27 protein-coding genes and 1 pseudogene are annotated in these 26,742 nt (G+C 63.9%); 6 read left to right on the top strand and 22 right to left on the bottom strand.

The window, feature by feature from the left end:
- Window positions 1-151: 151 nt before the first annotated feature.
- Entirely contained in the window at window positions 152-1,171 is a 1,020-nt protein-coding gene (locus AC07VS_RS21150; RefSeq protein WP_494751885.1) for a Bug family tripartite tricarboxylate transporter substrate binding protein, read from the bottom strand.
- A 151-nt stretch (window positions 1,172-1,322) separates the two neighbouring features.
- Window positions 1,323-2,465 carry a M24 family metallopeptidase gene (locus AC07VS_RS21155; protein ID WP_494751886.1) on the bottom strand — a complete coding sequence of 381 codons (1,143 nt, stop codon included), beginning with the start codon at window positions 2,463-2,465 and terminating at the stop codon, window positions 1,323-1,325.
- A gap of 511 nt (window positions 2,466-2,976) precedes the next feature.
- On the opposite strand from AC07VS_RS21155, the gene AC07VS_RS21160 reads away from it, so the two are divergent.
- On the top strand, window positions 2,977-3,888 hold the full coding sequence (locus AC07VS_RS21160) for a LysR substrate-binding domain-containing protein (protein WP_494751887.1): 912 nt from the start codon (window positions 2,977-2,979) through the stop codon (window positions 3,886-3,888).
- Between the two features lie 62 nt (window positions 3,889-3,950).
- Here the strand turns inward: AC07VS_RS21160 and AC07VS_RS21165 are convergent, their stop codons facing one another.
- The 9 genes from AC07VS_RS21165 to AC07VS_RS21205 all read right to left on the bottom strand — a co-directional run bounded on the left by AC07VS_RS21165 (window position 3,951) and on the right by AC07VS_RS21205 (window position 11,258).
- Window positions 3,951-5,930: a DUF3363 domain-containing protein gene (locus AC07VS_RS21165; RefSeq protein WP_494751888.1), complete on the bottom strand. Its 1,980-nt coding sequence runs from the start codon at window positions 5,928-5,930 to the stop codon at window positions 3,951-3,953.
- 328 nt (window positions 5,931-6,258) lie between these two features.
- On the bottom strand, window positions 6,259-6,795 hold the full coding sequence (locus AC07VS_RS21170; protein ID WP_494751889.1) for a S26 family signal peptidase: 537 nt from the start codon (window positions 6,793-6,795) through the stop codon (window positions 6,259-6,261).
- Entirely contained in the window at window positions 6,792-7,376 is a 585-nt protein-coding gene (locus AC07VS_RS21175) for a DUF2840 domain-containing protein (protein WP_494751890.1), read from the bottom strand. Before AC07VS_RS21175 ends, AC07VS_RS21170 begins: the two co-directional genes overlap by 4 nt.
- A complete protein-coding gene (locus tag AC07VS_RS21180; RefSeq protein WP_494751891.1) occupies window positions 7,373-7,627 on the bottom strand; it encodes a chromosome partitioning protein ParB in 255 nt (84 codons plus the stop codon). Before AC07VS_RS21180 ends, AC07VS_RS21175 begins: the two co-directional genes overlap by 4 nt.
- Window positions 7,624-8,265, bottom strand: a complete 642-nt coding sequence (gene parA / locus AC07VS_RS21185) for a ParA family partition ATPase (protein WP_494751892.1) — start codon at window positions 8,263-8,265, stop codon at window positions 7,624-7,626. The genes AC07VS_RS21180 and parA overlap by 4 nt, the downstream gene beginning before the upstream one ends.
- Before the next feature lie 280 nt (window positions 8,266-8,545).
- Entirely contained in the window at window positions 8,546-9,427 is an 882-nt protein-coding gene (locus AC07VS_RS21190) for a replication initiator protein A (protein WP_494751893.1), read from the bottom strand.
- 21 nt (window positions 9,428-9,448) lie between these two features.
- The gene (locus AC07VS_RS21195; RefSeq protein WP_494751894.1) at window positions 9,449-9,769 is read right to left on the bottom strand and encodes a helix-turn-helix transcriptional regulator; all 321 of its coding nucleotides are present in this window, start codon (window positions 9,767-9,769) and stop codon (window positions 9,449-9,451) included.
- A gap of 100 nt (window positions 9,770-9,869) precedes the next feature.
- Complete coding sequence (locus AC07VS_RS21200; RefSeq protein WP_494751895.1) at window positions 9,870-10,682, bottom strand: DUF2285 domain-containing protein; 813 nt, start codon at window positions 10,680-10,682, stop codon at window positions 9,870-9,872.
- A gap of 228 nt (window positions 10,683-10,910) precedes the next feature.
- Window positions 10,911-11,258, bottom strand: a complete 348-nt coding sequence (locus tag AC07VS_RS21205) for a DUF2958 domain-containing protein (RefSeq protein ID WP_494751896.1) — start codon at window positions 11,256-11,258, stop codon at window positions 10,911-10,913.
- Window positions 11,259-11,499: 241 nt separating this feature from the next.
- On the opposite strand from AC07VS_RS21205, the gene AC07VS_RS21210 reads away from it, so the two are divergent.
- Complete coding sequence (locus AC07VS_RS21210) at window positions 11,500-11,787, top strand: helix-turn-helix domain-containing protein (RefSeq protein WP_494751926.1); 288 nt, start codon at window positions 11,500-11,502, stop codon at window positions 11,785-11,787.
- Window positions 11,788-11,819: 32 nt separating this feature from the next.
- Here the strand turns inward: AC07VS_RS21210 and AC07VS_RS21215 are convergent, their stop codons facing one another.
- A complete protein-coding gene (locus AC07VS_RS21215) occupies window positions 11,820-11,993 on the bottom strand; it encodes a DUF2958 domain-containing protein (protein ID WP_494751927.1) in 174 nt (57 codons plus the stop codon).
- A 120-nt stretch (window positions 11,994-12,113) separates the two neighbouring features.
- On the opposite strand from AC07VS_RS21215, the gene AC07VS_RS21220 reads away from it, so the two are divergent.
- Window positions 12,114-13,088: a hypothetical protein gene (locus tag AC07VS_RS21220; RefSeq protein WP_494751897.1), complete on the top strand. Its 975-nt coding sequence runs from the start codon at window positions 12,114-12,116 to the stop codon at window positions 13,086-13,088.
- Between the two features lie 467 nt (window positions 13,089-13,555).
- On the opposite strand, the gene AC07VS_RS21225 is transcribed toward AC07VS_RS21220, so the two are convergent.
- From AC07VS_RS21225 to AC07VS_RS21245, 5 genes are all read right to left on the bottom strand, one after another.
- The gene (locus AC07VS_RS21225) at window positions 13,556-13,861 is read right to left on the bottom strand and encodes a DUF736 domain-containing protein (protein WP_494751898.1); all 306 of its coding nucleotides are present in this window, start codon (window positions 13,859-13,861) and stop codon (window positions 13,556-13,558) included.
- A gap of 588 nt (window positions 13,862-14,449) precedes the next feature.
- Window positions 14,450-14,899 (bottom strand): thioesterase family protein, encoded by a 450-nt coding sequence (locus AC07VS_RS21230; protein WP_494751899.1) that lies wholly within the window; start codon window positions 14,897-14,899, stop codon window positions 14,450-14,452.
- A gap of 221 nt (window positions 14,900-15,120) precedes the next feature.
- Entirely contained in the window at window positions 15,121-17,163 is a 2,043-nt protein-coding gene (locus tag AC07VS_RS21235) for a ParB/RepB/Spo0J family partition protein (protein WP_494751900.1), read from the bottom strand.
- A 98-nt stretch (window positions 17,164-17,261) separates the two neighbouring features.
- On the bottom strand, window positions 17,262-18,092 hold the full coding sequence (locus AC07VS_RS21240; RefSeq protein WP_494751901.1) for a DUF932 domain-containing protein: 831 nt from the start codon (window positions 18,090-18,092) through the stop codon (window positions 17,262-17,264).
- Between the two features lie 565 nt (window positions 18,093-18,657).
- Window positions 18,658-19,047, bottom strand: coding sequence for an ATPase (locus tag AC07VS_RS21245; RefSeq protein WP_494751902.1), 390 nt, complete (start codon window positions 19,045-19,047; stop codon window positions 18,658-18,660).
- Window positions 19,048-19,443: 396 nt separating this feature from the next.
- Between AC07VS_RS21245 and AC07VS_RS21250 the strand changes: the two genes are divergently transcribed.
- On the top strand, window positions 19,444-20,745 hold the full coding sequence (locus AC07VS_RS21250) for a hypothetical protein (protein ID WP_494751903.1): 1,302 nt from the start codon (window positions 19,444-19,446) through the stop codon (window positions 20,743-20,745).
- Window positions 20,746-20,776: 31 nt separating this feature from the next.
- Here the strand turns inward: AC07VS_RS21250 and AC07VS_RS21255 are convergent, their stop codons facing one another.
- From AC07VS_RS21255 to AC07VS_RS21265, 3 genes are read right to left on the bottom strand one after another with little or no spacing between them, the layout of a single operon-like run.
- Window positions 20,777-21,214, bottom strand: coding sequence for an EVE domain-containing protein (locus AC07VS_RS21255; protein WP_494751904.1), 438 nt, complete (start codon window positions 21,212-21,214; stop codon window positions 20,777-20,779).
- A complete protein-coding gene (locus tag AC07VS_RS21260; RefSeq protein WP_494751905.1) occupies window positions 21,211-22,107 on the bottom strand; it encodes an SDR family oxidoreductase in 897 nt (298 codons plus the stop codon). Before AC07VS_RS21260 ends, AC07VS_RS21255 begins: the two co-directional genes overlap by 4 nt.
- A gap of 23 nt (window positions 22,108-22,130) precedes the next feature.
- Entirely contained in the window at window positions 22,131-22,502 is a 372-nt protein-coding gene (locus AC07VS_RS21265) for a VOC family protein (protein WP_494751906.1), read from the bottom strand.
- A gap of 67 nt (window positions 22,503-22,569) precedes the next feature.
- On the opposite strand from AC07VS_RS21265, the gene AC07VS_RS21270 reads away from it, so the two are divergent.
- Window positions 22,570-23,019 carry a MarR family winged helix-turn-helix transcriptional regulator gene (locus AC07VS_RS21270; protein ID WP_494751907.1) on the top strand — a complete coding sequence of 150 codons (450 nt, stop codon included), beginning with the start codon at window positions 22,570-22,572 and terminating at the stop codon, window positions 23,017-23,019.
- Between the two features lie 525 nt (window positions 23,020-23,544).
- Here the strand turns inward: AC07VS_RS21270 and AC07VS_RS21275 are convergent.
- Together AC07VS_RS21275 and AC07VS_RS21280 are read right to left on the bottom strand one after the other, a co-directional pair.
- Window positions 23,545-24,780, bottom strand: a complete 1,236-nt coding sequence (locus AC07VS_RS21275; RefSeq protein ID WP_494751908.1) for a GDSL-type esterase/lipase family protein — start codon at window positions 24,778-24,780, stop codon at window positions 23,545-23,547.
- 204 nt (window positions 24,781-24,984) lie between these two features.
- Window positions 24,985-25,115, bottom strand: a pseudogene (locus AC07VS_RS21280) (DUF3363 domain-containing protein); the annotation flags it as partial.
- 130 nt (window positions 25,116-25,245) lie between these two features.
- On the opposite strand from AC07VS_RS21280, the gene AC07VS_RS21285 reads away from it, so the two are divergent.
- Complete coding sequence (locus AC07VS_RS21285) at window positions 25,246-26,697, top strand: hypothetical protein (RefSeq protein ID WP_494751909.1); 1,452 nt, start codon at window positions 25,246-25,248, stop codon at window positions 26,695-26,697.
- The last annotated feature ends 45 nt before the right edge of the window (window positions 26,698-26,742 follow it).

A 26,742-nucleotide genomic window follows, 5' to 3' on the forward strand; every position in this document is an offset into this window, starting at 1 on the left:
CATAGAGTGGCATCAGCCACTCTCCTTTTCGGCTTCATCTAATTGGCCCAGGTGTGCGCAGATTCCGACGCAATCTTGTGCCATTCAGAGTCAACGCTCCGGCTTGGTACATTGCTCTGTACACACCCGTCCGGAGAAGACTTACGCGGGCCTACTCGATCTTGATGCCAGCGTCAGTGATTACCTTGCGCCACTTCGGAATATCGCTCTTGATCCGAGCAGCAAAATCGCTCGGGGTGCCCGGTATCAACGTGAAGCCCGCTTCCTCAAGTTTCTTTTTGGCGCTCGGATCGCTCAAAGCTGTCTGGAGGTCGGCCGCAATCTTGCGGACAATTTCTGGCGAGGTTCCGGCCGGCGCAAACAGCCCGAGCCATGCGTCTCCGTCATAGCCTGGATACCCTTGTTCAGCGACTGTGGGGACCTCAGGAAGGAGCGCAAGACGCTTGGGACTGGTTACGGCCAAGGCACGCAACTTCCCATCGCGAATGAAGGGAAGGGATGGCGGCACGTCGCTGAATGCCGCGTGCAACTGCCCAGCCGCCAGATCCATCAGTGCCGGCGAACTGCCTCTGTAGCCGATCGGTAGCAACTTGATTCCGGCGCGCGCGCTCAGCAACTCCATGGCCATGTGTGGCGCAGTGCCAGGCGTACCGTCGTACGGAATCTGGCCGGGATTGCCTTTGACGAATGAGACAAATTCGGCCAACGATTTGGACGGAATGCTCGGATGCACAGCGAGTACAAACGGGGTGGTTGCCACCAACGTAATGGGCGCGAAGTCACGCTCTGCGTTGTAGGGAAGGGAGGGTCTCAGCGTCGGGGCGACTGCGTGAGTTGATGACGTTCCCAGGAGAATCGTATAGCCGTCGTTCTTCGACTTCGCAACGCTATCAGCTCCAACGGTCCCGCTCGCGCCGCCACGATTCTCGACGATCACACTTTGCTTCCACACAGCGCCTAGGCGTTCCGCCACAACGCGGCCGAGCATATCCGTCGCACCACCTGCCGCAAAAGGAACGACCAGTCGCACGACCTTGTTCGGATAAGCATCCTCTGCATGGCTCACCCCAGAGAACAGGGCCGCTCCAAGTGCAAGAAGAGCCGCCCGGAGCGGCCAAAGATGATTGGTATTCTTGCGAAGGGCGCGTTTGAAACGGAGGGCGTCTGGCATTTCAATTTTTCCTTAAGGTAAGGGTTAAAGAAGCTGGGGAAGGAAACTCGGTTAGCGACCGCCCTCCCCCTGGGGGCAATCGAAATTGAATATGTCTACCGCTGAAGGAATGCAAGTCTCTGCTCACGGCATCATTGCGCACCCTTCCGGTCTATCGCATCTGCAGGTGCCGCGGCATTTGAGTCAATACCTCGACACCGTTGTCGGTTACGCAAATCGTTTCACTGATTTGAAGCCCTGCCGCCGAGAGATACATGTGGAACACCATGCCCTGCTGGAGCTCCCACTCGCCTCCGGGCGTGAACAAGTGCGCGAAGTCCGCTGTTTTTGGTCCCGTGACAATCCCGATCCCATACCCAGTACTGTGAGGAAAAGTGGCGCGGAGACCGGCTGAGGCGAGACCCTCGCGCCCGATTTGATCGATCACTTTCGCTGGTACGCCGGGGCGGATGGCCGCGAACTGACGATCTTGGATCTTCACCAGTTGCTCAACGCTAGACAGCAGTTCGGCAGGCGCCTCACCTAGCACTGCGGGCCGCATCAGACGCGAGGAGTAGCCGTTTGACTGAGGGAGCAGTTCGATATGGACAGCCTGCCCGAGCTCAAGCCGTCGGTCGCCGACATTGCAATGAAGGTGCTGGGTCGCCGACCCCATGCCAAGCAACACAATGCGCGGCGCGTTGTTGTCGGCACCGGCTGCGAGAGCAGCGGAATATCCTACTGCGACGAGTTCCCGCTCACTCACTCCTTCCGTGATAGCGTCAAGGATCGCGGCGACGCCCAAGTCGGCAATCGCAGCAGCGCGGCGATGCTCCTCGATTTCGGCCGGTGACTTTCGGGCGCGCATCTCTACGATGACGCCTGAGATGTCTGCGAATCTCACATCCGGAAGTGCAGCGGCGATACGGCGTTGGTCGCGAACGGTAAGGTAGTTGGAGTCGAGCTCCTGGCCAATGGTGGCCTTTGCAAGCCCCAGTCGACGGATCTCGGCGATGAGCAGGTCAAACGGGTCTTCCCAGTCGACGTAGGCTACCCAATCCTTCACCCAAGAGACCGACGCGAAAAGCGACTCATCCAGCTTCCGCACGATGCCGTGCACACTGCCGTCGGCCGTGACGATGCAGCACTGGTACATGACTGCGCTAGCAGAGAAGCCAAAAAGATAGCGCATGTGCTCGGCGGCGTCGATTATCACGGCGTCGATCTGTCGAGCGCGAAGAACTCCGGCCAGCGCTGCGACCCGGTTGATCTGATCTGCACGATGTGAAGGTGGATTCGAAATTTTGTTCTGCATGTATTACTCGTATGTGCAATCGCTTGATCAATCTGACCGAATAACAGTCATAGACCTGTTCGACCAGATCAATTGCTTGCGGCCTGTGCTGTAGCCCTACAAGCGTGGAAAGCGTAGCGAACGCGCTCGGGCTTGATCACCACCATTTCGTCGAGTCCATCCTTCCCAAGCTGACCCTGAACGGCGGCGATGCGCGACTTGTATGTAGGGAGTTCATTTGGATACCCCGCTGGCGCCCAGGCAGGTGCGGAAGACTGGCCGCGCACGATGTGGGGCGCAAAGTCGAGAGCTGTGGCGTCAAGGTGTCTGGCTTTCATATGAAGGTGTTCCATAACGGTGCGATAGCGCAATCAAGATCCCGGGATGCACCAAAATCAAACATAACGTTATATGTACTACCTGGTGCCGTCTGTCTCTCTGTACTTGGATAGTATTCTCCTTACCCATGAGCTATCAAATACAATTACTTTGCTCATCCATAACATTACATTATTGATTTTCGGGGGTCCCCGTGCGCCAGCGCCAACTTGAAGCCTTCCGAGCCCTCATGCTCTGCCAGACAGTGACACGGGCCGCCGAAATGCTGTGCATCTCGCAACCCGCGGTCACCCGCTTGCTTTCCGACCTGGAAGACAGCGTCGGCTTCCAACTGTTCGAACGCGTGCGCGGGCGGCTGCACCCAACCGCCGAAGCACAGTTGCTTTACGAAGAGGTCAACCGCTCTCTGGTCGGTATTGAACGGATCGCGCGTACGGCGCATGCGATAAGAACGCAGCAGCGCGGCGCGCTGAATGTCGCGGCACCTCCATCGATTGCGCTGTCCCTCATGCCGAGGGCGATCGCAAGCTTCCTCAAGGAGTCCAGCGAGATCAAGGTCACATTGGGCGTATATGACTCACGCACGATCGTGGACATGGTGATCGGTCAGCGCTGTGACGTCGGAATCGTCAACCTCTCTATCAGCAATACCGGAACGCACGGAGACAGCCTGCTGTCGATCGCTCACGTATGCACCGTTCCCGTTGGTCATCGACTATCAGGCCGCGAGTTGATAGTTCCGGCCGATATTGAAGGAGAGGTTTTCCTCGCACATCCTAGCCACTTGGGTACGCGCCTGTTGATAGACGCCATGTTTGCGGCTCACGGGGTGACCTACAAGCCAGCACAAGTGGAAACACAGACTGCGGCCGCTATTTGCTCTCTCGTCGCTTCAGGCCAAGGGGTCGCACTCGTAGATGCAATCACTGCGAAGGAGTACAAGGGAGGAGACCTGAGCTTTATCCCATTCGAGCCATCGATTCCGCTTGAATTTTCAGTACTGAGGCCGTTGCGAACATTGCCATCGAAACTCGTTGACCGCTTCATCTCACATTTACGCAACTTTGCGGTCACCGAGCTTGATCCGCGCTTGGTGATGAAGTAGACGCGTAGATCTGTATGACGAGTCCCGGCACGTTACTGATGACTCACTGAACAACGTTTGACTCAGATCGAGAGGGTCCTATGCCTACCGAAATCCCACGCAACGCTAACCCCCCGCACAATTGCCGACATTCGTTGACCTAAGCGCTGCTCGATCACCGACTTCCATGGCACGAGTGTGAAACCCAGGCCGTCGTCCAGCACCGCGAAGCGCCCGCTGGCCAGCAGCACGTTGCGGCGGTAGACGCCGGACACGCGGGCGCCGTCCAACGCGGGTCGGTACGGCAGTCCGGTTTCGCCGGCGATGCCACTCGCTGCCGCTTCGAGGTCGCGTTGGCGCAGGCTGCCTAGCAGGTTGCGCGCGAGCACGACGCGCGTGCCGCGGCGCTCGGCCAAGCCCTGCTCGACGAGGAAGTCGCTGCGCTGGCGCAGCGCTTCGCGCAACTCAACGCCGAAGCCTTTGTCGGCGACGCCGGCTGCACCGCCGATCAACTGCCGGTCCAGCCAGGTCGCGCCGATCACGCGCGCCTGCCGCTCGATCGGCAGATGCGAATGCAGCATCACGCTGCCGCCGGAGAGGCGATGTGCGTCGTACTGGCGCGCTCGCGCTGGCAGGTCGGCCGGCACGCGCCACAGGCCTTCGGTCACGCGCTCGACCAGGCCAGCCCGGCGCAGCGCTTCGAGCCGGCGCACGTGCGCAGCCACGGTCTCTCGCGGATCGCCGCCGTGTACCGGCTGCGAGCGCAGCATCGAGAGGTGATGCTCGGTGCGATACAGACCGCTCTCGGCAAGCCCGACGATGATCTTGTCCACCGCGCGCTCTACGGCCGCGCCGCGCGCTTCCACCACAGCGCCGGCCGGGAACTGTTCGAGTTCGGTGCCGGCCGGCAACGCAACGTAGTGCGCGCGTCCGTCGATGCCGTCGAGTACCAGGTAGCCACGCTCCTGCAGCTCGTCAGCCAGGCCCGTGCCGATCACCCGGCCGACCACTGGCTGCGCGCCCGCGCCCGGCGCGAAGACAGCAAACTCGCGCCGCTGTTTGCCGAACACCCGCTGCATCGTGCACACGATGTCGCCGCGCTCACCCATTGTGCGCAGGGTCTGCTCGATGTCGGGCCGCAGCCGCCAGCGGTTCATGCCATCCGGCTGGGCCAGGCCCATGTCGGTCAACCGCTGCAGCCGGCCGATCAGCAGCGTGCGCGGCGAACGCGCTGCATCGGAGTCGGCCTCCAGCTCCACCGTGCCATCCGGCGACTGTTGCGCCAACTGCTGCAGGTTGCGGTCGAGGCTGGTCCACCGCTCCTGCTCCACCTCGCGCAACAGGCCCTCGCGGATCTCGCGTTCCGTCCGCGGCCCGAGCCATTCGGTCGCCAGCTCGCACGCGCGCTGGCGCATGCCGTGGGCGATGTATTCACGCGCGATGATGAGGTCGTGGCCCGTCTGGTCGCGTCCGCGCAGCACGATGTGCGTGTGCGGGTTGTCGGTGTTCCAGTGATCGACAGCCACCCAGTCGAGCGAGCTACCCAGATCGCCTTCCATGCGCGTCATCAGGTGGCGCGTATAGCCGCGCAAGTCTTCGAGCTCCTGCGCGTCCTCGGGCGAGACAATGAAGCGGAACTGATGCCGGTCACCGCGCCCGCGCTCCTCGAAGTCGGCCAGGTCCGCTTGGTCGGTGACGGGGCCGTAGGCGTGGCCCTTGCCGCCGTCGCGGTCCACCCCCTCGCGCTCGATGTAGCGCAGGTGGGTTTCCACCGAGCGCGCACCCGCCTGCTTGAGCACCACGTATCGGGCCTTGATGACGACGCGCTGCGCGCCGGGCCCCAGCCGTCGGCCGGCGGTCTGCGCCGCGACGTGGCCGCGTCCGAGCTTGGCAGCGCTGCGGCCGCCAGTTCGCCCGGTCCGCAAGGAAGGCTTGGCACCGGCCTTGCTGGCCTCACGCAGCACGCGACTGACGAAGCGCTGGCCGCCGCCAGGCTGGCCTGCTCTTGGCGATTTCGGCGGCCCCGGCAGTACGCGGAATCGGTCGTCGTCGCGCGACGTCATTGCACATGCTCCAGCGCACCGAGGCGCCTTGCAGCGCAGACAGCACGCGGAAACGCGAGCGCTGGCACGCACTTCCCGCCGCTTGCGGCACGCGGACGGCCGAAGGCCGTGCCGCGCCACCCCCCGTGCAGACAAGGCCCGAGGCACCCGAGCGTGCCGCCCCCTTCTATCTTGCCCTCCGTCTTTGCCGATCGCTGACGCGACCGGCCCCGACGGTCGGTCGGCGATCGCCTGCACGGACGAAACGCACCGGCCGCAGGCGGTGCGGTGAGGCACGTGCACACCGTCTGTACGTGGATCCGCAGCGACGATGCACGCTGGGCGACATTCATTGAGCACCCCAGGCCCACATCGGCTGCGCGCGGCCGAGCACGGCCACCGCGTCGATGAGACCAAAATACCGGCTATCGAATGACGCCGGATTCGTCGCGCTGAGTAGGAACAGCTCGCCGGCGCGCAGCGCGCGGCAGTGCGACCACAGCGGCAGGCTGCGGCCCAGGCCGTCGGCCTCGCGCGAGAGCGCCACCGGCACGTCATCGACGTAGACGGTACGCTGCGCGATGCACACGCGCTGCGGCGCCATCGCGCCGATGCGCTTGAGCAGCGGGATGCGCTCGGGCAGGTAGCCGCGCTGCGCAGCAAGCGCGGCGGCCTCGGCGGGCAGCCGGACCAGCACGATGTCGCCGACATGCAGCGCAGGGTGCGATGGATCGAAAGGCTCGATGCGATACCAGCCGCGCGGCACGCTGTCGCTCGGGTTGTAAACCCAGCGCGCGGCCGGTCCGTGCAGCGCCGGCGCGGCAAGCGCAGCGATGCCGAGGCCCGCGCACAGCGCGAGCTCGCCAAGATGCCTGCGGCTGCTCATCGCAGTTCCTCCCCGCGCAGCCAGGCCGCGTGCCGCTCGGCGCTGTAGGCCGGCAGCGGCTGGCGCGCGGCAAGGCGGTTGCCGAGCGTGCGCCAGTGCGCGGGCGCGGCACTTGCCGGGTCGATGATCAGCGCCTCGATGGCGTCGATCCGCTGCAGCACCGTCTGCACCCGTGCTTCGCCTTCCGCGCACAGCAACAGGCTAGCGCCCGGGCGGATGCCAGCGATGCGCTGCATGCGCTCACCCGGTGTGCAGGCCTGCAGCACCATGAGCTGCCAGCGTGTCGTGCCGTAGTCATTGGACTCCCAGCGCACGCGGCAGAAGACTGCGCCTGGCGCGAAGCTCGCGCAGCGCCGCCAGCGGTCCAAGCGCAGCTCGCGCAACGGCTGGCCGAAGCGCAGGTAGAGGTTGATGCGGCGCTCGACGTGGGCGAGCGAGACGCGCGTGAGCTGTATGTCGCTCGCGCGCAGCGACGCCGGCAGGGGCAGCGAGCGGTGCATCGAGGTGTCCGAAGACACGTCCGATGGCACGACTACCGACGCGGCTGCGGTCGCTCGACGGGGCGCAGGTGAGGAGGTCATGTCCGTTGCTCCGGGAATTCGCGCTCCAGCAGCGCACGCAGCATGTCGGCCACGGTGATGCCCACCGTGAACGCCGCGACCTTGATGCGCCCGCGCAACGCCGGCGTCACGTCCAGCGTCAATCGCGCGGTGTAGACCTCGCCACGCGCCAGCGCCGAGAGGTCGTCACCGTCGCCATTGCGCACCCATGCTTCGGCCTGCGGATCGGCCTGCGGCCGCGCGCCAATGAACACACGCTTGCCGTTCTTCATGGCGTGCCACCCCGCAGCACTTCGGCGGCCAGCGCCGCGATCTCGCGCGCTGCCAGACCATCCTCGTCCAGCTCGCGCACGAGCCGCCCGGCGGCCACGCTGTCGGCGAAGGCGATGCGCTGGCGAACCTCGGCAGACAGCGCGGGCAGCGGCTGGTCGGCCAGTGCGCCCCGCGCCTCGCGGCCGATCACCGTGGTGCTGACGCGCCGGTTGATGACAAAGGCCGCGCGCAGCGCCGACCTGAACACCTGCGCCTCGCGGATCAGCGCCACCATCTCCGCGCTGGCCCACACGTCGTAGGGGCTGGGCTGTACCGGGATCAGCACGAGGTCGGCCGCGAGCAGCGCCGAGCGCGCAAGCGCCGCGATGCGCGGCGGGCCGTCGATGACGACGTGATCGGCACGGCGTGCGAGCTCGGGCGCTTCCTGGTGCAGCGTCTCACGCGCCAGGCCGACCGTGCCGAACAGGCGCAGCAGGCCGCTCTGGCTGCGCCGCTGCGTCCAGTCCAGTGCCGAGCCCTGCGGGTCGGCATCAAGCAGCAGCACGTTCTTGCCAAGCAAGGCCAGTTCGCCCGCCAAGTGCGTGGCGAGCGTCGTCTTGCCGACACCACCCTTCTGGTTGAGCAGCGCGATGATCATGGCGTGCTCCTGACAGACCTGTCTTCTGCGTTCTTCTTGGCGAGCCTCGCACTTTTCTTTGCGCCATGCGTGCCGGATGCATGCCGTGCGCCGTCGCGAATTTTCCACAGCGCGCAGCCGCCTCTTATCGTTAGGTTTTTATGAAATACGTTAGGTACTAAGTTACGTCGCGCGCAAGCTGTTGTTGGGCATGGGTTTTCGGTCAGACGGCACGCCTGATAGCACGTGCGCTCCACGCCTGATAGCACGAGTCCGCGCACGCCTGATAGCACGAGCCCATTCACCGTCTGTCCACAGGCCATGCACCGTCGCTGAAGCTGCCGCCGGGGCGCAGCTGTGCCGCAGACGGCACCGGCGCGAAGACCAGCACTTCCGGCCCGCGCCTGGGACGCAGAATGGTCAATGCGTAGCCCGGCAGCGGCTGGCGCGCGACGATGCGCCGCAGGTCGCAGGCGAAGTCCGCGAAGCGGGCCAGGCTGCCGGACTTGCGGTGCAGATGCATGAAGTCGAAGCGCCAACCATCCGGCTGCCAACCAGCGTGCTTGCGCACCAGGCGGTACAGCCAGCGCTCGATGCCACCAGTGAGACGGAAGTAGTTGGCGTCGATGGTCAGCACCAGGCTGTCCTCCATTACGCCGGCATAGAACCAGTCGGGCAAGATCAGCTCGATGCCCAGCGGCCGGCCCTGCCCGTCCGCGCGCTCCTTCCACTCGTTGACCCACGAGAAGCGGTGCAGGCGCCGCGTGTTGGGCTGGCGGATGGAAGTGGCCACGCTGGTGGACTGCAGACGGTCGAGCGCGGCCTTGAGCCGCTGGTAGTCGCGCAGCGACGTGCCACGGCCCACGAAGCGCAGGATCTCGTGGGGCGTCGCGGCCATCAGCCGCGAGCTGCGCACGCCAGCATCGCGGGCTTCGACGATCTGGCTGGCGGCCCAGATCAGGATATCGGCATCCCAGATCGTGGCAATGCCGTGCTCGGCCGTGCCTTCCACGCGCACCGTCACCGGCCCCGCGCGAAAGTCGATCGGTACCGTGCGTCGGCCCTTGGCCAGCGAGAAGAACGGGTAGACCATCAGGTCCTGCACGTCGCGCGCGGGCATCTCGCCCGGCATGGCATGGAACAGTTCGAGCTGCTCGCGCTGCGGATCGCGCCCGACGGCCATTGACTGCGGTGTCCATGCTGGTCAACGCCCGCCGTCGCTGCGGGCGGCGCGCAGTTCCGCGTACTCGGGATCGCAGGTTGCCTCGAAGCTGCGCGCATCGGCCCAGGCATCGAGGTCAGACAGCGCGTACATCACGCGCCGGCCGAACTTGCGAAACCGTGGCCCGCCACCAATGACGCGATGCTTTTCCAGCGTGCGCGGCGACAGCCGCAGCAAAGCGGCGGCTTCGTCGTTTGTGAGGTAGCGCAGCTGCGCCGAGGCGGTCGGGGTGATTGCGTTGGGCGACGCCGGCTGGGGCGTCGATGAAGGTGCGGCCTGCGGCCGCAGCGAAGCGGATCTCATGGAAGGGGCCTCCGTCGGTGCTGATCGCCGACGGGCCAAACGCCGCCGGATAGAGGCAGTCTCAGGAAAGCACGGCGTCCTGAGGACGGACGTTCGAGCGTCAGCCCGAACGTCCGTCCTCGGAAGACTCGACCTGGAGTAGGCGCCGGTAGCCGCCATAAACGAGCGCCCGGCCGCGGCGCACGAGCCGACGCACCTGAGCGCGCATCTCACCCAAGTCGTGCCACCGCTCGGCCACCGCCGCCGCGCCGAAAAGCGCCTGGGCGATCTCGCGCTGCGTGGCGCCGGCGGCGAGGCCATCCAGCGTCTGCAGGCTGCGCATGTGCAACAACGCGATGCGGTCGGGCCGACCATGCACGTGGGCATGGTCGGCCGGCCGCGCAGCGTCACGGCCGTAGTAGCCGTCGAAGCGCTCCATCGTGGCGGTTGCGGCGCGCCAGCGCTCGCGCAGTCGCGCGCCGGCCGCCTGACCGTAGGCATAGGCCATACCGTGCTCGAGCGCAGGCGAGAGCGCCGCGCGCAGCGTGCTCTCCGGGCGGTAGGCCGTCAGCAGCAGGCGCTGGCCGTCATGCGCGAGCTGCTTGCGCCCCGGCATGCGCCACAGCGCGAAGACCGGCGCATCGGGCATATCGGGCGCGGCGGCCGCGTCGGGGTGGAGTTGCGGCAGGCCGTCCGGATCGGGCAGCCAGGCCGGCTGCGCGTGGCGTGCATCTCGCGCGGGGTCTTCGAGCAGGCGCAGGCCCCAGCGCGCCGCGTGGCCGGCTTCGTCATCGCTGCCGCCCGCAAGCAGGCTGTAGTTGGCGCGGTAGCCCGGATTGCGCCGCAGGTACTCCCACGCCAATGCCGGCCCATCCAGCATCACGACATAGAGATATGCGGCCGACGGATGCCATTCGTTCGTGCGTGCGCCCATGACGAAACCTCCTTGCTTGCAGGTGGCACCACGGGCAGCGGTCCGGCGAAGCCTCAACGGCTTCGCGGGAAAGGTCCATCAGTACGGCAGTGTCGTTGTCTCGATGTTGGATGTAGCTAATGAATAGCAGGCGATGCCGCGTGCGGCCGCCCTTGTGCCGCTGCATCCATGATACGGGGGAGCCCGCCTGCAGCGGCCGGAAGCCATGCAACGGCGGGGCCGCCCACTTCAATCGTTGATCGAGCCATCGGCCTCAGCGCGGCGCACGTATTCGGACAGCGGGCGCTGCGGCACGAAGTGTGTGTCGCGCAGTACCGGCAGGTTGCGCGGGCCGCGGATGCTCTGCAGGTCAGACAGGCGCACGTGGTCTAACCGCGGCGCCCCAATCCCGAGATCGCACAGGCCGTAGGCCATGTCTTCGTCGCGCGGATTGAGCTGCACGAGCAGCCAGGTGGCGTGCGCATCCGGCGTGAATAGCTTGACCACCGGCCAGGGATCGGCCTGCGTGCCGCAGGCCGCTGCGTTGCCGTTGTCGAGCAACTGACGACGTTGCTCTTCCGTGATGAGCGCGGTCATCGACACCCTCGCCGGGCGGAACGGCCACCCGGAAGCAGTGCGGCGGGGAAGGCGAGTCGCAGCGCAAGCGCAGCGATCGCCGAACGGGGTCTGGTGCGTGCCATCATGACTGGATTTAGAAGACCAGCATAAAGCGGGCCAGCGGAATTGCAAGCGGGTCAACCCGCAAAATGAGCCCTATAGATTGTAGCCCTATAGATTTCAATGCGATGTCATCTTGGACTTGCCCCAAGTCCAATTGATGACGCCAAAGAACTCGTTTCCAACTGCACTCCGATCCCTCCGAAAATCCCGCGGCCTGAGCCAGGAAGCATTCTCGGACGTATCGAGCCGCACATACATGAGTTCGCTCGAACGGGGCCTCAAGAACCCGACGCTCAGCAAGGTAGACGAGCTGTGCGAGGTTATGCAGGTGCATCCGCTGACCTTGCTGGCTTTGGCCTATGGTCTCGATGCCAAAGGCGCGGACAAGTTGCTCGCGCGCGTGCAGCGCGAATTGGCCGGCTTGGAGGAAGTCCCGGACGATTGAGGACGCCGCCAGCGGCGCCCTGCTTTGGCTCGCTATGTCACCATGCGCCCGGCCAAGTGCGCCTCGCGCGTGCAAGTGCAGAGCCGGTTCCCGGCACGGAAGTACAGGTCGCGCTCAACCGGCAACTCGAGTGGGGCACGCACGGCTGCCGGCTCGCCCAAGCTGAGCCGCTCTAGTTCGAGGAACCCCTGATCCAGGTCGCACAGGCCGTACTATGAATGCGCCTCGGTATGTCCAGACATGCGCGCAACTCGTCTGCCCGATTCACCCACGCCCTTCTAGTTCTTTAAATTTGCACCGATCCGTTCACCGATAGGAATCTCAGAATGTCCATAGCGATCCCGACGGTCTGGTGGCATGACGACGACGCTCGTCTAGCCCTGATGAATTCGGTGAGCCGGCAGCTGGCGCAGTACGAACTCGCAGATCCGGGCTCGCTGCCGAATCTGCGCAACGATCCAAAGTTGTTCGTGGCGACAGACTTCGGGGGAGAACATCGCGAGGCGACATACGAGACCACCGGTGTCTTGCTTGCCGGCGGTGAGTCCGTTCGGAATTGGTTGCCATTGCAGAAGGCGCTCCGACTCGAATACCTGCCGGATGGGCGCCGCATGTCATATAAGGGGCTCAACGACCGCCAAAAGCAGCGCGCCCTTCCCGCTTTTCTAAGCTCAGCAAACTTTCTGAACGGACTTTTGCTCCTGGTCATTGTTGACAAGCGGCTGGGCAGCATGTTTTCGAACTCAGGGCGACTCTCCCGTGAGTCCCTCGACTACCCTCGCTTGGACTTGTGGCCGCTTGAACGCATCGAACGAGCACTTCGTGCCACTTCGTTGGTCAGCTTGCTCATGCGCGGATTGAGCCGACAGGGTCAAGACCTAACGTGGTTTCTAGATGAGGACGAGGTCGTGGCCAACGAGACACGCCTACGGGAATTCATCGATGTCTTCGGTTCCGTGTCGAGCCACTACATTCCCCACCTTCTGGGTCACTGTCGAATCGGGACGACAGCATGCGATAACGGAAGTCGCGAAATTGAGGATCTCGCGGCCATCCCCGATCTTGCGATTGGCGCCTTGGCCGACATATTGCCTGAACTCGCTCGTGGTGGTGCGCTTAGCACTTCGCTCACAACGATGCTTCCCGAAAAATTGAAGCCAAAGACACGTCCTCTAGTAAATTGGCTCGCAGCCAAGGGAGCGCCGCTACGTCGATGCGTCTTGATTTTGAGTCCGTCGCCAACCTCTGACAAATGCCAGGTCTCGTTGATGCGATTCGACGGCTCTGGCCGAGTCCCGTAAGACGGCGCAAGCGAACTTCACAGGCCGCGCCGAACTCATTGTCCAGCCGAAGCCCCAATGTCCGCTTCTTAAGCAGCAATCAGCGGCATGATCGGATCGATGTCGAGTTGGAAAGGCTGAAAGAACAATATCCGTACTTGTGCATCGCCCGGCATCGCCGAGGGACGCCCGGCTTCGCGGTTCCGTGCGGAAGCTCGAACGCTCGAATCCGCATTCATTGAAAGACACGAAGCCCCGAATCCGCTTTCTCACGAATCCACGCAAGCACGAAGTCGTATTGGCGATTCCATGCGCATGTGGGAAAGCACAAGCGATCAAAAGCGGCTTCCCTTGCAGGAACAAAGCCACGAAGCCACTTTTGCGGAAAGCCGCCGATGTGGGGCGGTGCCAATGAGTCCGGCCGCGAGCTGCGACCGGCAAACGAACCAGCGCCCCGCCGGTGAGCGGGGCGCTGGTGTGGACGGTGGTCAGTCGCCCTTGCTGCGCGACCAGATCAGGTTGTGCGTGCCGTCCTCAGCCTCGACCAGGCGGGCGTAGATGGTCGCCGGGAACGACGGGTCATCGAGCGTCACCGACAGGTAGGGCCGGTCCGCCTTGCTGATCTTCTTCCACGCCGCGCCGATCTCGAAGTTGCCGGCGACGATGCGGTAGTCGGGAGCGTGCTCGCTCTCCTTGTCGTTGGGGACCAGCTTGACCTTGACGTTGAGCGTCAGAGTACGGACGGTGCCGTTGAAGCCGTTGTTCTGTGCGGTGAAGGTGCCAATGTTGGCCATGATGAAACTCCTTACGGTGGCTGACTGGTCGCGCCCATCGCGGCCTTGTCGGTGATCCGATAGGGCGAGGCACGGGCGGGCTGCACCACGGAGCGCAGTGCAGCGGAGCGAAGGAGCCGCAACAGCGTAGAGGACCGGGAGTGCCCGAAGAAATTTGTCTCGCGAGGAAGCCGCCGAACGCAGTGACAAAGGTGGGGAAATTTGTTCGGGCCGGACGGTTGCAGCCATGAAGCCCGAGGCACAGCCGGTGCATCGCCAGGATTCACGACAAGCCAAGGCCGCCCTGGGCGCGATTGCCATCGCAAGGGGTCATGGCCAACGCACCGTCTCTCCACGAACACCGCCGGCACCATCCGCACCCTGCCGCCGTCACGGTCGCTCCCCAATGCGAGCGAAACGCTCCCAGGCATCGGCGCCGGCAGCGGCGGCGCGGCTTGAAAGAGCAAGGCGAACCGGCCCGGCGTGAGAACCCGGCCCCGGCCTCATCGAAGGCGGCTGCTGGTGTCGGGATCGCACGTGCCTCAACCGGATCTCGACCGGCGGCCCCAGCGAGACTGGCGCACTCCTACTTGCACCACCCGGCACGGCTCATGACCTCAGTTCGCGCAGCGCACGGACCTTGGCGGTGATGCGAGACTCGATGTTCTGGCGTGACGTCGCCACGAGGGTAACGACGGCTTCGCAGACGACCTCATGCGCATCGTGCGCACGCACGAGGAAGGTGACGCTGCGGTCGCTGAGGCGCTCGATCCATCCTCGCAGCCGCAGCGGCGAACCTGGCGGGATCGGCCCCAGGTGGTCGATGCGGATGGACCGCCCGACCAGCACTTCCGCCTCGGCGTCTGTGAGCCGCTGCACCTCGCGGATGCACACCGACTCGATGACCGCGACCAGGTAACCAGTCGCCAAGCACTCGATCAATTGCTCCGCGTAGTCGCGGCCGTGCGGCAGCCGCGAGAAAAGAGACCGTGCCGTCTGGTCGGCCGGGACGATGTAGGACTCCTCGAAGAAGACCGCGCTGACTGCTTCATGGTTCATGGTTATGGGTGCGGTGATGACCGGAGGAGCGAATGCCTCCGATCCACTGATGCTCCCGTGCAGCGGCCTCACCGCAAACCCGCCGCAGCGTGCCCTGGCGCGCTGCGGCGGGTTTGCGGCGGTCTTGGATGTGAAAACGCGCGCGGCAGATCTGCCGCGCGCGTCGCGCTGTCGAAATAAAGCCCCAGCCAACCCCGAAAGGTCAGCCGGGGCATGCCGTGTCAGGCGGCTTCGGCCAATGCCTGCACCTCTTGGACACTCTTGTCGTCGGCCACTTCCGCAAGCTCTTGTGCCTCGTCCTGCGTTGCAGCGGCTTCCGTCACGGCCTCCGGCGCACGGAACATCGCGGGCAGCCAGCCGCTGCCTGCGGCCAGCCGCTCGGCCTCGGCGGCGATCTGTGCCTTCTTGAGCTTGGCGAGCCGGTGCACTTCACCCGGGGCAAACACCTGCACCGCTTCCAGCGCCTTGGCCTTGGACACGTGCTCGAAGTAGCCCGCAGCAGTGGGCGTCCACCACTGGCCCATGTCCAGGCCCACGGCCTGCGCAAGCAGCGCGGCGGGCCGGTCACCTTCGCGCGACGTGATGGCGCTGACTGTGAAGCCGACGCACACCGCCAGCAGCGACAGCAGTTCGGACTGCGGCATTGCCAGCAACTCGGCGAACAGCGCTTCCGAGTCTACGGACAGGCGCTGCGCCCAGGCCTCGCGCACCTTGCGCATGCCCACGGCAGCCGGGGCCTCGGCCACGTCCGGAGCGTGCTGCTCCAGCCGGTCCTGCGGGTCGGCGCTGATATTCAGCGGCGAGCCGTGGTGCCGCTCCAGCACGATGCGCTGCGCGAGCCGGTGCACCACAGCCACCAAAGCGACATGCGGATGGCGTGCCACCTCGGCCTGCAAGGCGGCGGTGCGGTGCGCCGACAGGCAGCGTGCCAGCTTCTCGGAGATCGTCGGCGAGGGCGGATCGCCCTTGGTCTGCTCCTGAGCGCCAGTCTCGCGCGCATCGTCCTCGGCTTCTGCGCCGCGCTGCTGCGTGCGCAATGCCTTGGCCTCATCCTCGCGCAGCAGCCCGCGATGCACCACCACGGCGCCCTCGGAGTCGAGCGACACTACGGCCCCAGCCATCGGCACCACGCCCACCGGGTAGACCAGCAGCTTGCGCTCGATGGCGTCGAGGTCGTCGCCGATCGCGTCCATCGCGTCCTGCAACGCCTGCGCCTCGTCGTCGCTGATGGCTTCGTTCTCGTCGTCCAGCCGATCCTGCAGCTTGGCCTGCTCGGCTTCCAACTTGGCGATGCGCTTGGCCTCGGCCTTGCCCGGCTCGCGGCGCGTGGCGCGCACGCGCTGGAACGCATGAAGGTCAGCATAGGTAGCGCGCGGCACGGCCTCCACCCAGCCCCAGCCTTCGGCGCGCACTTCTTCGGCCATGGCAGCGAGCTTGTCGCGGGCCAGTGCGTCCAGCAGCACGGCATCGGCCAGAAACACGCCGCTCTGCTCGTCGGCGAACAGGTCGCGGCGCACGCCGCCGCCCGCCTGCTCGTAGGCGTCCAGCCCGACGAACCGGGCCATCGGGTCGCGGCCCGCGTCGATTTCCTCCTGCGTCAGGTAATCCCGCAGCGCATCGGGGCTGCGCTGCCACTGCGGCGAATCGTAGAACGCGGCTTCCTGCGCCTTGTGGTCGTCGGTGATGGCCAAGGCCATCAACTGGTCGAGCGTCACGGCGTCAGCCCGGTAGTCGGCCAGCAGCCGGGGCGAGACGTTGGCGAGCTTGAGGCGGCGCTGCACCACCAGCGGCGTCACGCCGAAATCGGCCGCCACGTCCTCGATGGGTCGGCCTTCCTTGATGAGCGCAGCGAACGCCTCGAACTGGTCGGCCGGGTGCATGGCCTCGCGCTGCACGTTCTCGGTCAAGCTCACGGTGCGCGCTGCGGCATCGGGCACCAGCAGGCACGGCACTTCGTGGTCCTTGGCGAGCTTGCGGCGTTTGACCAGTAGCTTGAGCGCGGCAAGGCGGCGGCGCCCCGCCACCACTTCGTAATGCTCGCCATCGGGCGAGAGCACCACGGTGAGGTTTTGCAGCAGGCCCACGCGCGCGATGCTCGCGGCCAGTTCGGGAATCGACGTGCCGCCGCTCTTGCGCACGTTGCGCGAGGACGGGCGCAGCCGCGACAGCGGAATCAACAGCAGGTTCTGGCCCGCGCCGATGGCGGCCACGGTCTGCACGGCGGCAGCGATGGCAGTGGTTTCGTGAAGGGTAGCGGTATTCATGATGAAACTCCTATCGAGTGGAAAGACGGGCAAGCCAACGGGAGAGAGAAACGGAGGGGCCTTGTTGGCGTGAAGCCTCTCCGCGTGGGGTTCGGGGTTCAGGCCTTGAGGCGCTGCATGCCATCGGCGAGCAGCCACAGCGCGCGGTTCAGGCGCAGGTTCTGGTCGATGCCCTGCACGGGGCGGGTGCTCTGACGGCGGCCATTGGTGGCGCGGCCCTGCAATCCGCCTTTGATGAGGTTTTCTTGCGTGCGGTTGAACACGCTCCACAGGTCAGGGCTGCGGTCGTCGAAGCGGCGCGGCGTCAGCACCTGCGTTTCGGTGATGGGCGCGGGCTTGCTCTCGTCGTCGTACTTGAGAGCCAGCGCAGCACGGGCGAACACCAGGGATTCGCCGTCGTCCAGCGTGACGGCCTGCATGGCTTCGCGGGACTCCAGCGCGCGGCCGAAGCCGTCCAGGACTTCATAAGCGCCCTCGATGACATGCCCGGCCACGTCGCCCTTGTGGGGCACGCGCACATCGGCCACGGTGTCGCCGCACACCAGCCCGTTCTCGCAGACGAATCGGAAGGCGCCCGCCAGCATCTGGTAGCTGCTGGTGCCATCGTGCGAATTGAGCAGGATGATTTCGTTGGCAACGCCCCGGGCGGTGATCTGGCTGGCATGGCGCAGCCGCAGCATGTGCTTGGTGTAGTCGCGCCGCCCCTCCTGCCGCACGCGGGTCTGGCACGCCATGAAGGGCTGGAAGCCTTCGCCGCGCAGCTTGTGCAGCACCGTGGCGGTGGGGATGTAGCTGTAGCGCTCGGAGCGGCTTGCGTGGGGAGCGTCGGCGAAAATGGATGGGGCCACGGCCCTGATCTGGTCATCCGACAAAGGATGTTCGGAACGCAGCACCGGCGAACGCGGTGCGAAACGGGAAGCGAGTTGCATGGTCTTTCCCCAATGAAGTTGGCTGTTGAAAAAGCCCCACCGGATTCCTAGATTCAGAGCCCTCTTCGGACTTCCGGTGGGGTCGGCGCAAAGAACCAGGTCGGCCTCGTTGCCACCGTCTTTCCTGAGTTCATCGCCCGCGACGAAAGGGAGCTCGTGGACGGGGGCCGTCAAGGAAACAAGCGCCGGGTGTGGGGCGGCCCGCAGCGCAGCGAGGACACGGCCCGGCGCGCCTTGACGGACACCGGCCACGGGCTACAGTCGCGGACAAGGTGATGGGCTCAGGAAAGACGGCGACTGCGGCAACGGCCGCTCTCGGCGCCGACACCACGCAAGCGAAGCGCGCAGCGCCGCCAGGCGCGAAGGACGATCAGGCGCAGCCTGGTCGTCGGTCTTGAAGGGGCGCCAAGCACAGCGCGGCGGGGATGGGCCACATGGCCGATCCCCTGGAGGCAAGCGCAGCGCGCAGGCCCCGCCGGGGCCGAAGACTTCGCCAAGAGGCGCAGCAATGAAAAAGCGCCGCGCCCGCACGAGCGAGTGCGACGCGTGACGCCTCCTTGAGCGATCAGCTCGACGCCGGCGGCACCATCGCCTGCAACTGCTCGATGACGCCCGGCTCGACGAAGACGCAAGCCTGGTTGGCCTCGAGCGACACGTTGAACACCTGGGTGAACACATGGCGCTTGATGTGGGCCAGCCGGCCCGTGCGATAAGCCTGCGCTGGCTTCAGCCGACCACCCGGCGAGCCGCTGCGCTGCGGATCGCATTCGACCAGCGCGACGAAGCCTTCGTCGGCCAGCTTCTGGTGTTCAGGGCACAGACCCCAGCCTGTCGCCGTGTGGCGCTCCATGCTCGCGCGCAGGCGCTTGTTCAGCAGGATGGCGCCGGTGTCGAAAGGCACGCCGCAGACCAGGCAGACGTGTTGTTCGAGCGAAACATGCGATTTGTCGTTCATGACTTTTCTCCGGTTGCTCGGGCGGAATTGCCCGGAACCGTCGCCGTCACGGCGCAGCGCAAGCAGTCACAGGGTCGAAGACGGCCGCCAGGACGCCAGCACGCAAGGCGCGCGCAGCCCTTGACGGCGCGAACGCCGTGATACGGTGAAGGGGACAGCAAGACCGCCTACCACCCTCCAACGAAGGCACGGACAGGTAAGCGCAGCGCGCAGGCCCTCAAGGGCCGAAGGCGTCAGGGATCAAAGCCGGATGGCCGCGATTCGGCACGAAGCGTGGGGCGTAGCCCGCGAGCCCGACGGCGGGACGCCGGGACGCATAATTTGGAATCGGCACGGCTGGCAAAAAGTCATCCTTTGCCAACACAAGCCTGCGCCGCATTCGACAACGAGACAGACATGAACGGACACACTGCAAAGATATTCTGGTCCTGGCAAAGCGACTATTCACCCAGGACCTGCCGTCATTTCATCCGCGATGCTCTGGTCGATGCGATTGCCCAAGTCGCCGACGAGCTCGGTGTCGATGACGCAGACCGTCCTGAAATTGACCACGACACCAAGGGCGAGCGTGGCATGGCCGACATCGCCACCACGATTCTCAACAAGATTGCAGATGCGGCGGTGTTCGTCGCTGACCTCACCCCCATCGCACAATCTCCAGACGGCAAGTGGCTTCCAAACCCCAACGTGATGATCGAACTGGGATGGGCAATGCACCGACCCGGTTGGGAGCGCGTCATTGGAATCCTGAACATGGCGAGCGGCGCGAAGGTCGAAGATCTTCCTTTCGATATCCGTCAACGGCGTGTCGTCACGTTCGTGCTGAGCGAAACCGCCGACAAACCAACCCGCGCGGCGGTTCGATCGAAGCTCGTCAAAGAACTCAAGGAAGCCCTGCAGACCAATCTTGAGGAACACGCCGATGACCTCGCGGCCACAGCCAAGATTGCCGGCACGGAGCCAAAGGCAAACAACTACTCCGTCTGGGCCTCGGCTGGCGACACGCTAACGCACAACGACGCCTTTGGAGGAGCAAGACGCGAGACGGTCGCGATGCCCGACGTTCCGCGCGCCTTCATGCGGATCATCCCTGCTGGCTGGAAGAACGGCGCGCCATCGGTTTCTGACATCGCCAAGTTGAATCAACCCGAGAGCGTCGAAGCGCCGAGCGATAGTGCAAGCAGTGGAAACTTTGGAGCGACAGAAGAGGGATATGTTCGCTATTGGATCACTGGCCAGATGGAGTCGGGCGAGCCGTCCTCCACCAACATGACCATGTTCTTCACGGATACCGGTGAGTTCTGGATGTTGCATGGCAGTGTGATCGCCGCGCACCAAGGTCAACTCTTGCTCAGGGACCACCCGATGCTGGGGCAGTGGTCACAGTTGCTGCGCAAGGCGATGGCAGTAATGGACCGTTTCCAGGCGCTAAAGACCCGCCGGGTCGAGGCGGGACTCTTCGGCGTCAAGGATCTTCAGTGGTTCTCTGAATGGCAAAGCGATCGGACACCGTCCCGGCGAAATGACACCCGCGAAATCAGGCAGAGCCAAGACTGGAGTCCGGAAGCGCAGCTGACTTTTCTGACCGGCGCCTACAACCGAGTCAAAGATCTGTTTGCTCTGGAGCGAAGCACTGAGGCAGAGGTGACCCGGATATTGACGCAGTTCGATCCGGAGCGATTTCGAGCAAGAGACTAGACAGGCAGGGATTCCGTCGCCTTGGACAGCATCATGAGACCAGTTCTGGTGGCAGCGCAGCGCCCATGGCGCGCGCGATGATGCGAAAGTCCTCTTCGTCGATCTTGAACAGGCCACGCCGGAACAGCATACCCCAGGCCGAGTGGCCGCGCGTCAGCTTGAGCTCTTGCAGTAGCGGCCTGATCGTTGCGTCCTGCGCCTGATAGTAGAAGACCTTGCGACGGAAAGGCTCGAAACACTCGCTCTGGATGGCCCGATGCGGCTCGTCGTCCTCCACCCGGCCAATCGCGGTGAACGCCTGCACCTTTTCGCCCGCGTTCAACCGTTCCCGTGGGGAGTAATAGAGGAGGAGGTCGCCGCGCTTCAGGCGTTTTACCGGCGCCATCTTGCCGTGACCGGCTTGGGCGAAGCCTCCTTCAATGGCCGCCTTCACATGGTCGCGGCTTGCAACACCGATCCAGCAGGTCATGGCCTGTCACCTGCACTTGATGCCTGCGTGACGACCTGACGCCACTCAGCGGTAGGGTGGCCGATCAGCGCACTCAACTGCCGGCCTCCATCTTCCAGTGCGCCCCTCGACGCGCCCGTGTCCGCGTCTGCGATCAGTTCGGCGACGGCCTCGGGAAGCTTCATGCCGATGAGCATGCGCTTGTAGTCGGCCTCGGGCATGTCCCTGTAGGCGACAGGCTTGTCGGCGGCGGCCGAGATCGCGGCGGCGAAGTCGGCCAGGGTATAGCTCTCGTCACCGGCCAGCTCATAGATGCGGCCGGCCTGGCCTTCGGACGTCAACACGACGGCAGCGGCCTCGGCGAAGTCCCCGCGCGCAGCCGTCGAGAAACGCCCTTCGCCTGCGCAGCCGAGCACTGCACCGTACTGAAGCGCGGATGGAATGAGGTGCATGTGGTTCTCCATGTACCACCCGTGTCGAAGCAGGACATAGGGAACACCTGACGCCGCAAGGATCGCTTCGGTCCGGCGATGGTCTTCACCGAAGCCGAGAGCCGATGTATCGGCATGAAGCAGGCTTGTATAGGCCAGCAGCCCTACTTTCGCAGCTTTGGCCGCGTTGATGACATTCTCGTGCTGAGCGAGGCGTCCATCGTCCGCACTGGACGAGATCAGCAACAGCCGGTCGATCCCATGAAACGCTGCGACAAGCGTCTCGGGCTGCGCATAGTCTGCGACGCGGATTTCGATGCCTAGGGCGACAAACTGCTTGGCGACCTCATGATCGGAAGACCGGACGCCCGCCACGATCCGAGCCGGCGAGACCCGCTTGAGCAGTTCACCGATCACCAAGCGTCCAAGCTGGCCCGTCGAGCCCGTAACGAACAGCCGTGTCTGACCAGACTCCGTCGTCATCTCAGTTTTCCTGGCGGCCATGCTCAGGACCGCCCGACGGTGTGGGGGGTGATCGTGTAGCCGAACGGATCACGAAACGCGAAGTAGCGGCCGAACGGCCCATCCTTCGGCGCGAAAACGATCTGGACGTCGCACTCCACGAGAAGGGCGTGCAGTGCGTCGGCGTCGTCGCAGCCGAACCAAAGCGCGATGCCCTCGCCCAGACCATCCAGGTTCTTGAGTGCGTCGATCGGCTTGCGCACGGCGAACGGGATCGGCTTCGTATCGAATACAACCGCACCGGGCGGGCTCATGGCTGCTGGCTTCAGGCCGACGACCTCGGTGTAGAAGGTGCGTGCAGCATCGAGGTCCTCGATCTGAATACCAATGAAATCGGGACCGATGAGATGAGGCATGACTGGACTCCTTGAGTGACCAAAGTTAAGATGACAGGGTGCTGATATTAATATAAGGACACTGATAATGGCAAGCAAAGTATCCGGCAACGAGCTGGGCGATGCATACGCGACGATCGGCTTCTCGTTGAAGCTGGCGCAACAAGCGCTGAGAACGCACATGGATGCCGCGCTTCAGCAGATCGGGTTGACGACCCCGCAATATGCGGTGCTGACCTTTCTTGAAGTCGAGCCGGGCGCATCGAACGCCGAGCTTGCGCGGCGCGCCTTTGTCACGCCGCAAACCATGCAAGGAATTCTGGTCTCCCTCGAACGGGCCGGGTTCATCAAGAGGACACCACACCCCGAGCACGGGCGGATTCAAACGACCGAACTGACAGCGAGTGGGCGCGCTGCCCAGAAGGCGGCCTCTGGCATAGTGTTCGAGGTGGAGATGCGCCTACGGGATGCTGCGGTGCCCTTCGACCCTCAGACGGTTGCCGCGATGCTCCGTCGCTTCGCAGACGCACTGCGTTGAAAGGTGCCTGGCGATGACATGGGTGGAGTGCCCGCTCTGAGTTTCGCGAAACCGCGCGGTGCACACGGGTGGCGCACAGTAAATGCCGTGTGTCCCAACAGATCAAGGAAGAAGCTTAGCTGCCACCGTCTGCAGAACCGGGGACGCGGACATTTCATCACCGGCATTTGCCGCCGAAGGCAGGCCGTCGCAGCAATGGTGGAGGTCTTGCTCGACCCAGCGTTGGCGGTTGTGCCTCCAATCAGGCCGGCGTTGGAACAGGCCGCGAATTCGGGCCCCGCGCCGATGACGGCCGCAAAGCGGAACGGTTCGCAAGCCTACACGGTATCGTTGCCAGACAGCGAGTTTGGCCTGAAATCCCCGTTGCCAGTTTTCACGCCACAGTTCTCGACACCCACGATACTTCGCTATTGATGTCGCCACATTTGACAAGGTGACGCACGATGGCAGATGAAGCTGGAGACGGCGCACCTGCGCGGAGCTACCCGCTTGCGAAACGGGCACGCTCACGCCAGTCCAGTGCTCTCAATTCTTGAACAGATCCAGGTTTATCGCATTGCCCATTGCGGCGTAACCTGCCGCGTTGGGGTGCACATTGTCGCAGTTGAACTCCGGCTTGATGATCTCAGCGCCCGTCGCAGACTTCCCTCCGCCGACCATGAGCGCGTCAAAATCAATGACACCGTCGAAACGTCCGGACGTGCGGATCCAGGCATTCACCTCTTGCCGCACCTGCTCCTGCGCCGCCGTGAATCCGCCGGTTGCGGCACCGCGCGGAATGATGGTTCCCGCAATCACTTTCAGACTCCGTGCTCGAAGTCTATCCAGCACCTGTTGCGAACCGGCAATCAGCGATGCCGACGAGGCGCCGCCCAATATGTCGTTAGTACCTTCAAAAAATATGACATGACTCACGCCGGAAAGTGCCAACACATCACGGTCAAGGCGCTCCAGCGCCGACGGCCCGAAACCGCCGGGTAACACAACACGGTTGCCCAAGATGCCCGCGTTCGCCACGGCCTTTCGCTGGTCTTCGGGGAGCGCCGCAAGGCGGTTGGCCAGGATGTCGGTCCAGCGCTGATACTGGTCCAGCACCACGACTCCACCGGCCAACGCGCCACCATTGGTCGTCGTGCTGCACCGTCCGTCGGTGATGGAGTCGCCCAAGGTGACGATTGTGCTGCGCGTGCTGGACAGAACGTCCACTGCACCAACCCAGTACACCGGGTATGCCGAGACGGAGGTGCCCTCCAAGACCGGGTTCACGGGGCTAAAGCCTGTACCCCCCCCCGATTCGGCCAAGTTGCCCCGTGCAATGTAATTGTTGGTCAAACCCAGCGTATGCGCGCTCGCGGCCGTTGCCGAACTGGCATGCAGGCTGACAGCCAAGCGCTGGAAGGACTGTACGGGCATATTCACGGCATCGCTCCAGGCTTGCGTGCCTGGCGCCAGCGTGAGCGAGCTGTTGCCGTTGAAGGTCATTCTTACGTTCGGCCCATCGACCGTCGCTTCGGGGCCAGCCACTCCGACATAGGCAGCCGAGAACGTGACCGGAGTGGTGCCCACAGTGTTCTCAATGCGTACACGGACGGCGCTGCCCGTCGCAGTCGGCCGCACAATCATTCGCACAGTGCTGTCGGACAGGTTGGCTGGAGCCTCAGGACGGTTGTGAGATGCGGCCCACGATGTGAGCCAGCCCCGGTCACCGCTGCTGCCGCCGCCGCAGGCAGAGAGCAGCGTGGCTCCCACCAATGCCAACATGGCAATCCGCAAAACAGGGAGGTGGATTAAAGGTCGCCGGTCGCGCCGGAGCACATTCCTTGTCGCTTGAGAATTGCTTTCAGTTCGGGGCATACATGTCTCCTGTCCTTATAGAGTTGGATCTGACAATGTGTCAGTGCACTGATATTAATATAAGCCCCCTTACACATTGACCTCGGGGTAACCCGGAGATGTCGCTGTGCATCAGGTGATCGACATTCCCCTCTGCCGACCAACTTCCCAAGAAACACCGACGCCCCACGCTGTAGCGGCGAGCTGTTGACCCAGCCGCTCTCGATCACGGATTTCCACGGCACCAACGAGAACCCCACACCAGATGCTGGCGGGGATGCTCCGCTTCAGCCGCATTGACGGTCGGTGAACACGCCACCGGACAACGAGCTACATGCTGCGGCCAATCCCGAACCCTGACGGGCCCGGGCGCGACAGCACTGCCGAACACGCATGCCAAAGATGCAAGGGATCACAGCCGGATGGCCGCCATTCAGCACAAAACGCGGGGTGCTGCCCGTGAGCCTGATGACAGAACACCGGGATGCCCCATTAGGATGTCTGCAATTGGACTTCTTACAAAAAGCACCGATGGCCGAAGATCTTCTATTTCTATCCAGTCAATTCGCGCGATGGTGTTCCACGCAAAGACGTTCCGACCTCGAGCAACTGCAAGCCCAGCGAGAGGAAGCACTTGCCCTCCTCGTCGAATGCATCAACACCGGCGAGATCACCAGCCTCGACGGCGTTCAGTCGTCGACATCCCTGAAGATCAAGGATCACCACGGGGTAGACGACTTCGAGATGAACAGCCACTGGATAGGCTCTTCCCAGGACTGGACATGCCCGTGCTGCGGCCGCTCGAAGTTCCAGGTCTCTCGGATCGGCAAGAAGCATCAGATCCTGGCCAAGCTGGTGATCCATCACGATCACATGGGCGAAGCCTTGCAGGCCGCGTTTCATGCTGCCTTTGCGCGATCGGGCACTGACGTCGAGCAGATCAACGGATTTCGCTTGGTCGAGCGGATGGGCCATGCATTTGCCGCCTACGAAGAGGTGCTGGTCTGCGAGGACTGCAACAACGCCGACGCCGACGCGAAGAAACTGGTCGCCGCTCCGCCCTACTTCTCATTCTCCATCGGCCAGATTCGCCGGTTCATTCAAAGCGGCGAGCATCAGCCGCATTACGTCGATGCGGCAACAGCCCGACACACATGGGAGGAAGCCCGGCCCGCCTATGAACTGCGCATGAAACTGATCAACGCGGTCGCTCGTGCCGCAGCCACGGACACCCATTGGTACGAGCCTCACAAGAGAAGAGCCCAGCCCATCCCTGTTCTCGGCTACGCCAACCGCATCGGTGACGCCATGATCAAGGACTGGGTGTCCACCGAAGCGCTCTACAAGGCCCTTGGGCCGCAACCGAAGAAGTCCGACCGCAATCTCGCACGATGGCGCACCACCACACAGAAACCCGGCCAGCCCTTGCCGCCAAACTATCTCGCCATGCTGCGCTCGGAAGAAGCCTTCGCGCTGGCCTGGGACTCAGTCGCAGACGATTGGTCATGCCCAGTGTGCGGACGCGGCAAACAGCAGATCGTCTACATAGGCGACAAAGGTAAGCTCGTGTTCTTCCTGACCAGTAACAACGCGAGAGGCGCTTGGTCCGTGGCACCTCGGATCTGCCGACAATGTCACTCGACACTGATGAGCCTCAAACTGGAAATCACCGAGTTGACGGGCAACAAACCACCAGACAGCTACAGATTTGTCAGCCCAGGTGAATTGGCAAACATCATCGATTCCAGGCCACATTCGCAGCACGCCATCCGCCGAAACGAAGCGGCGATTCTGGTCGAACAAATCAGCCAACGCCTAAGTGATGTCGCATCAAGCTCCAGTTGAGCGCATCCGGTCAATACGCGCGCGTTGCCGATTATCCAAATGCCG

The sequence above is a fragment of the Curvibacter sp. GW821-FHT01G03 genome (assembly GCF_059422285.1).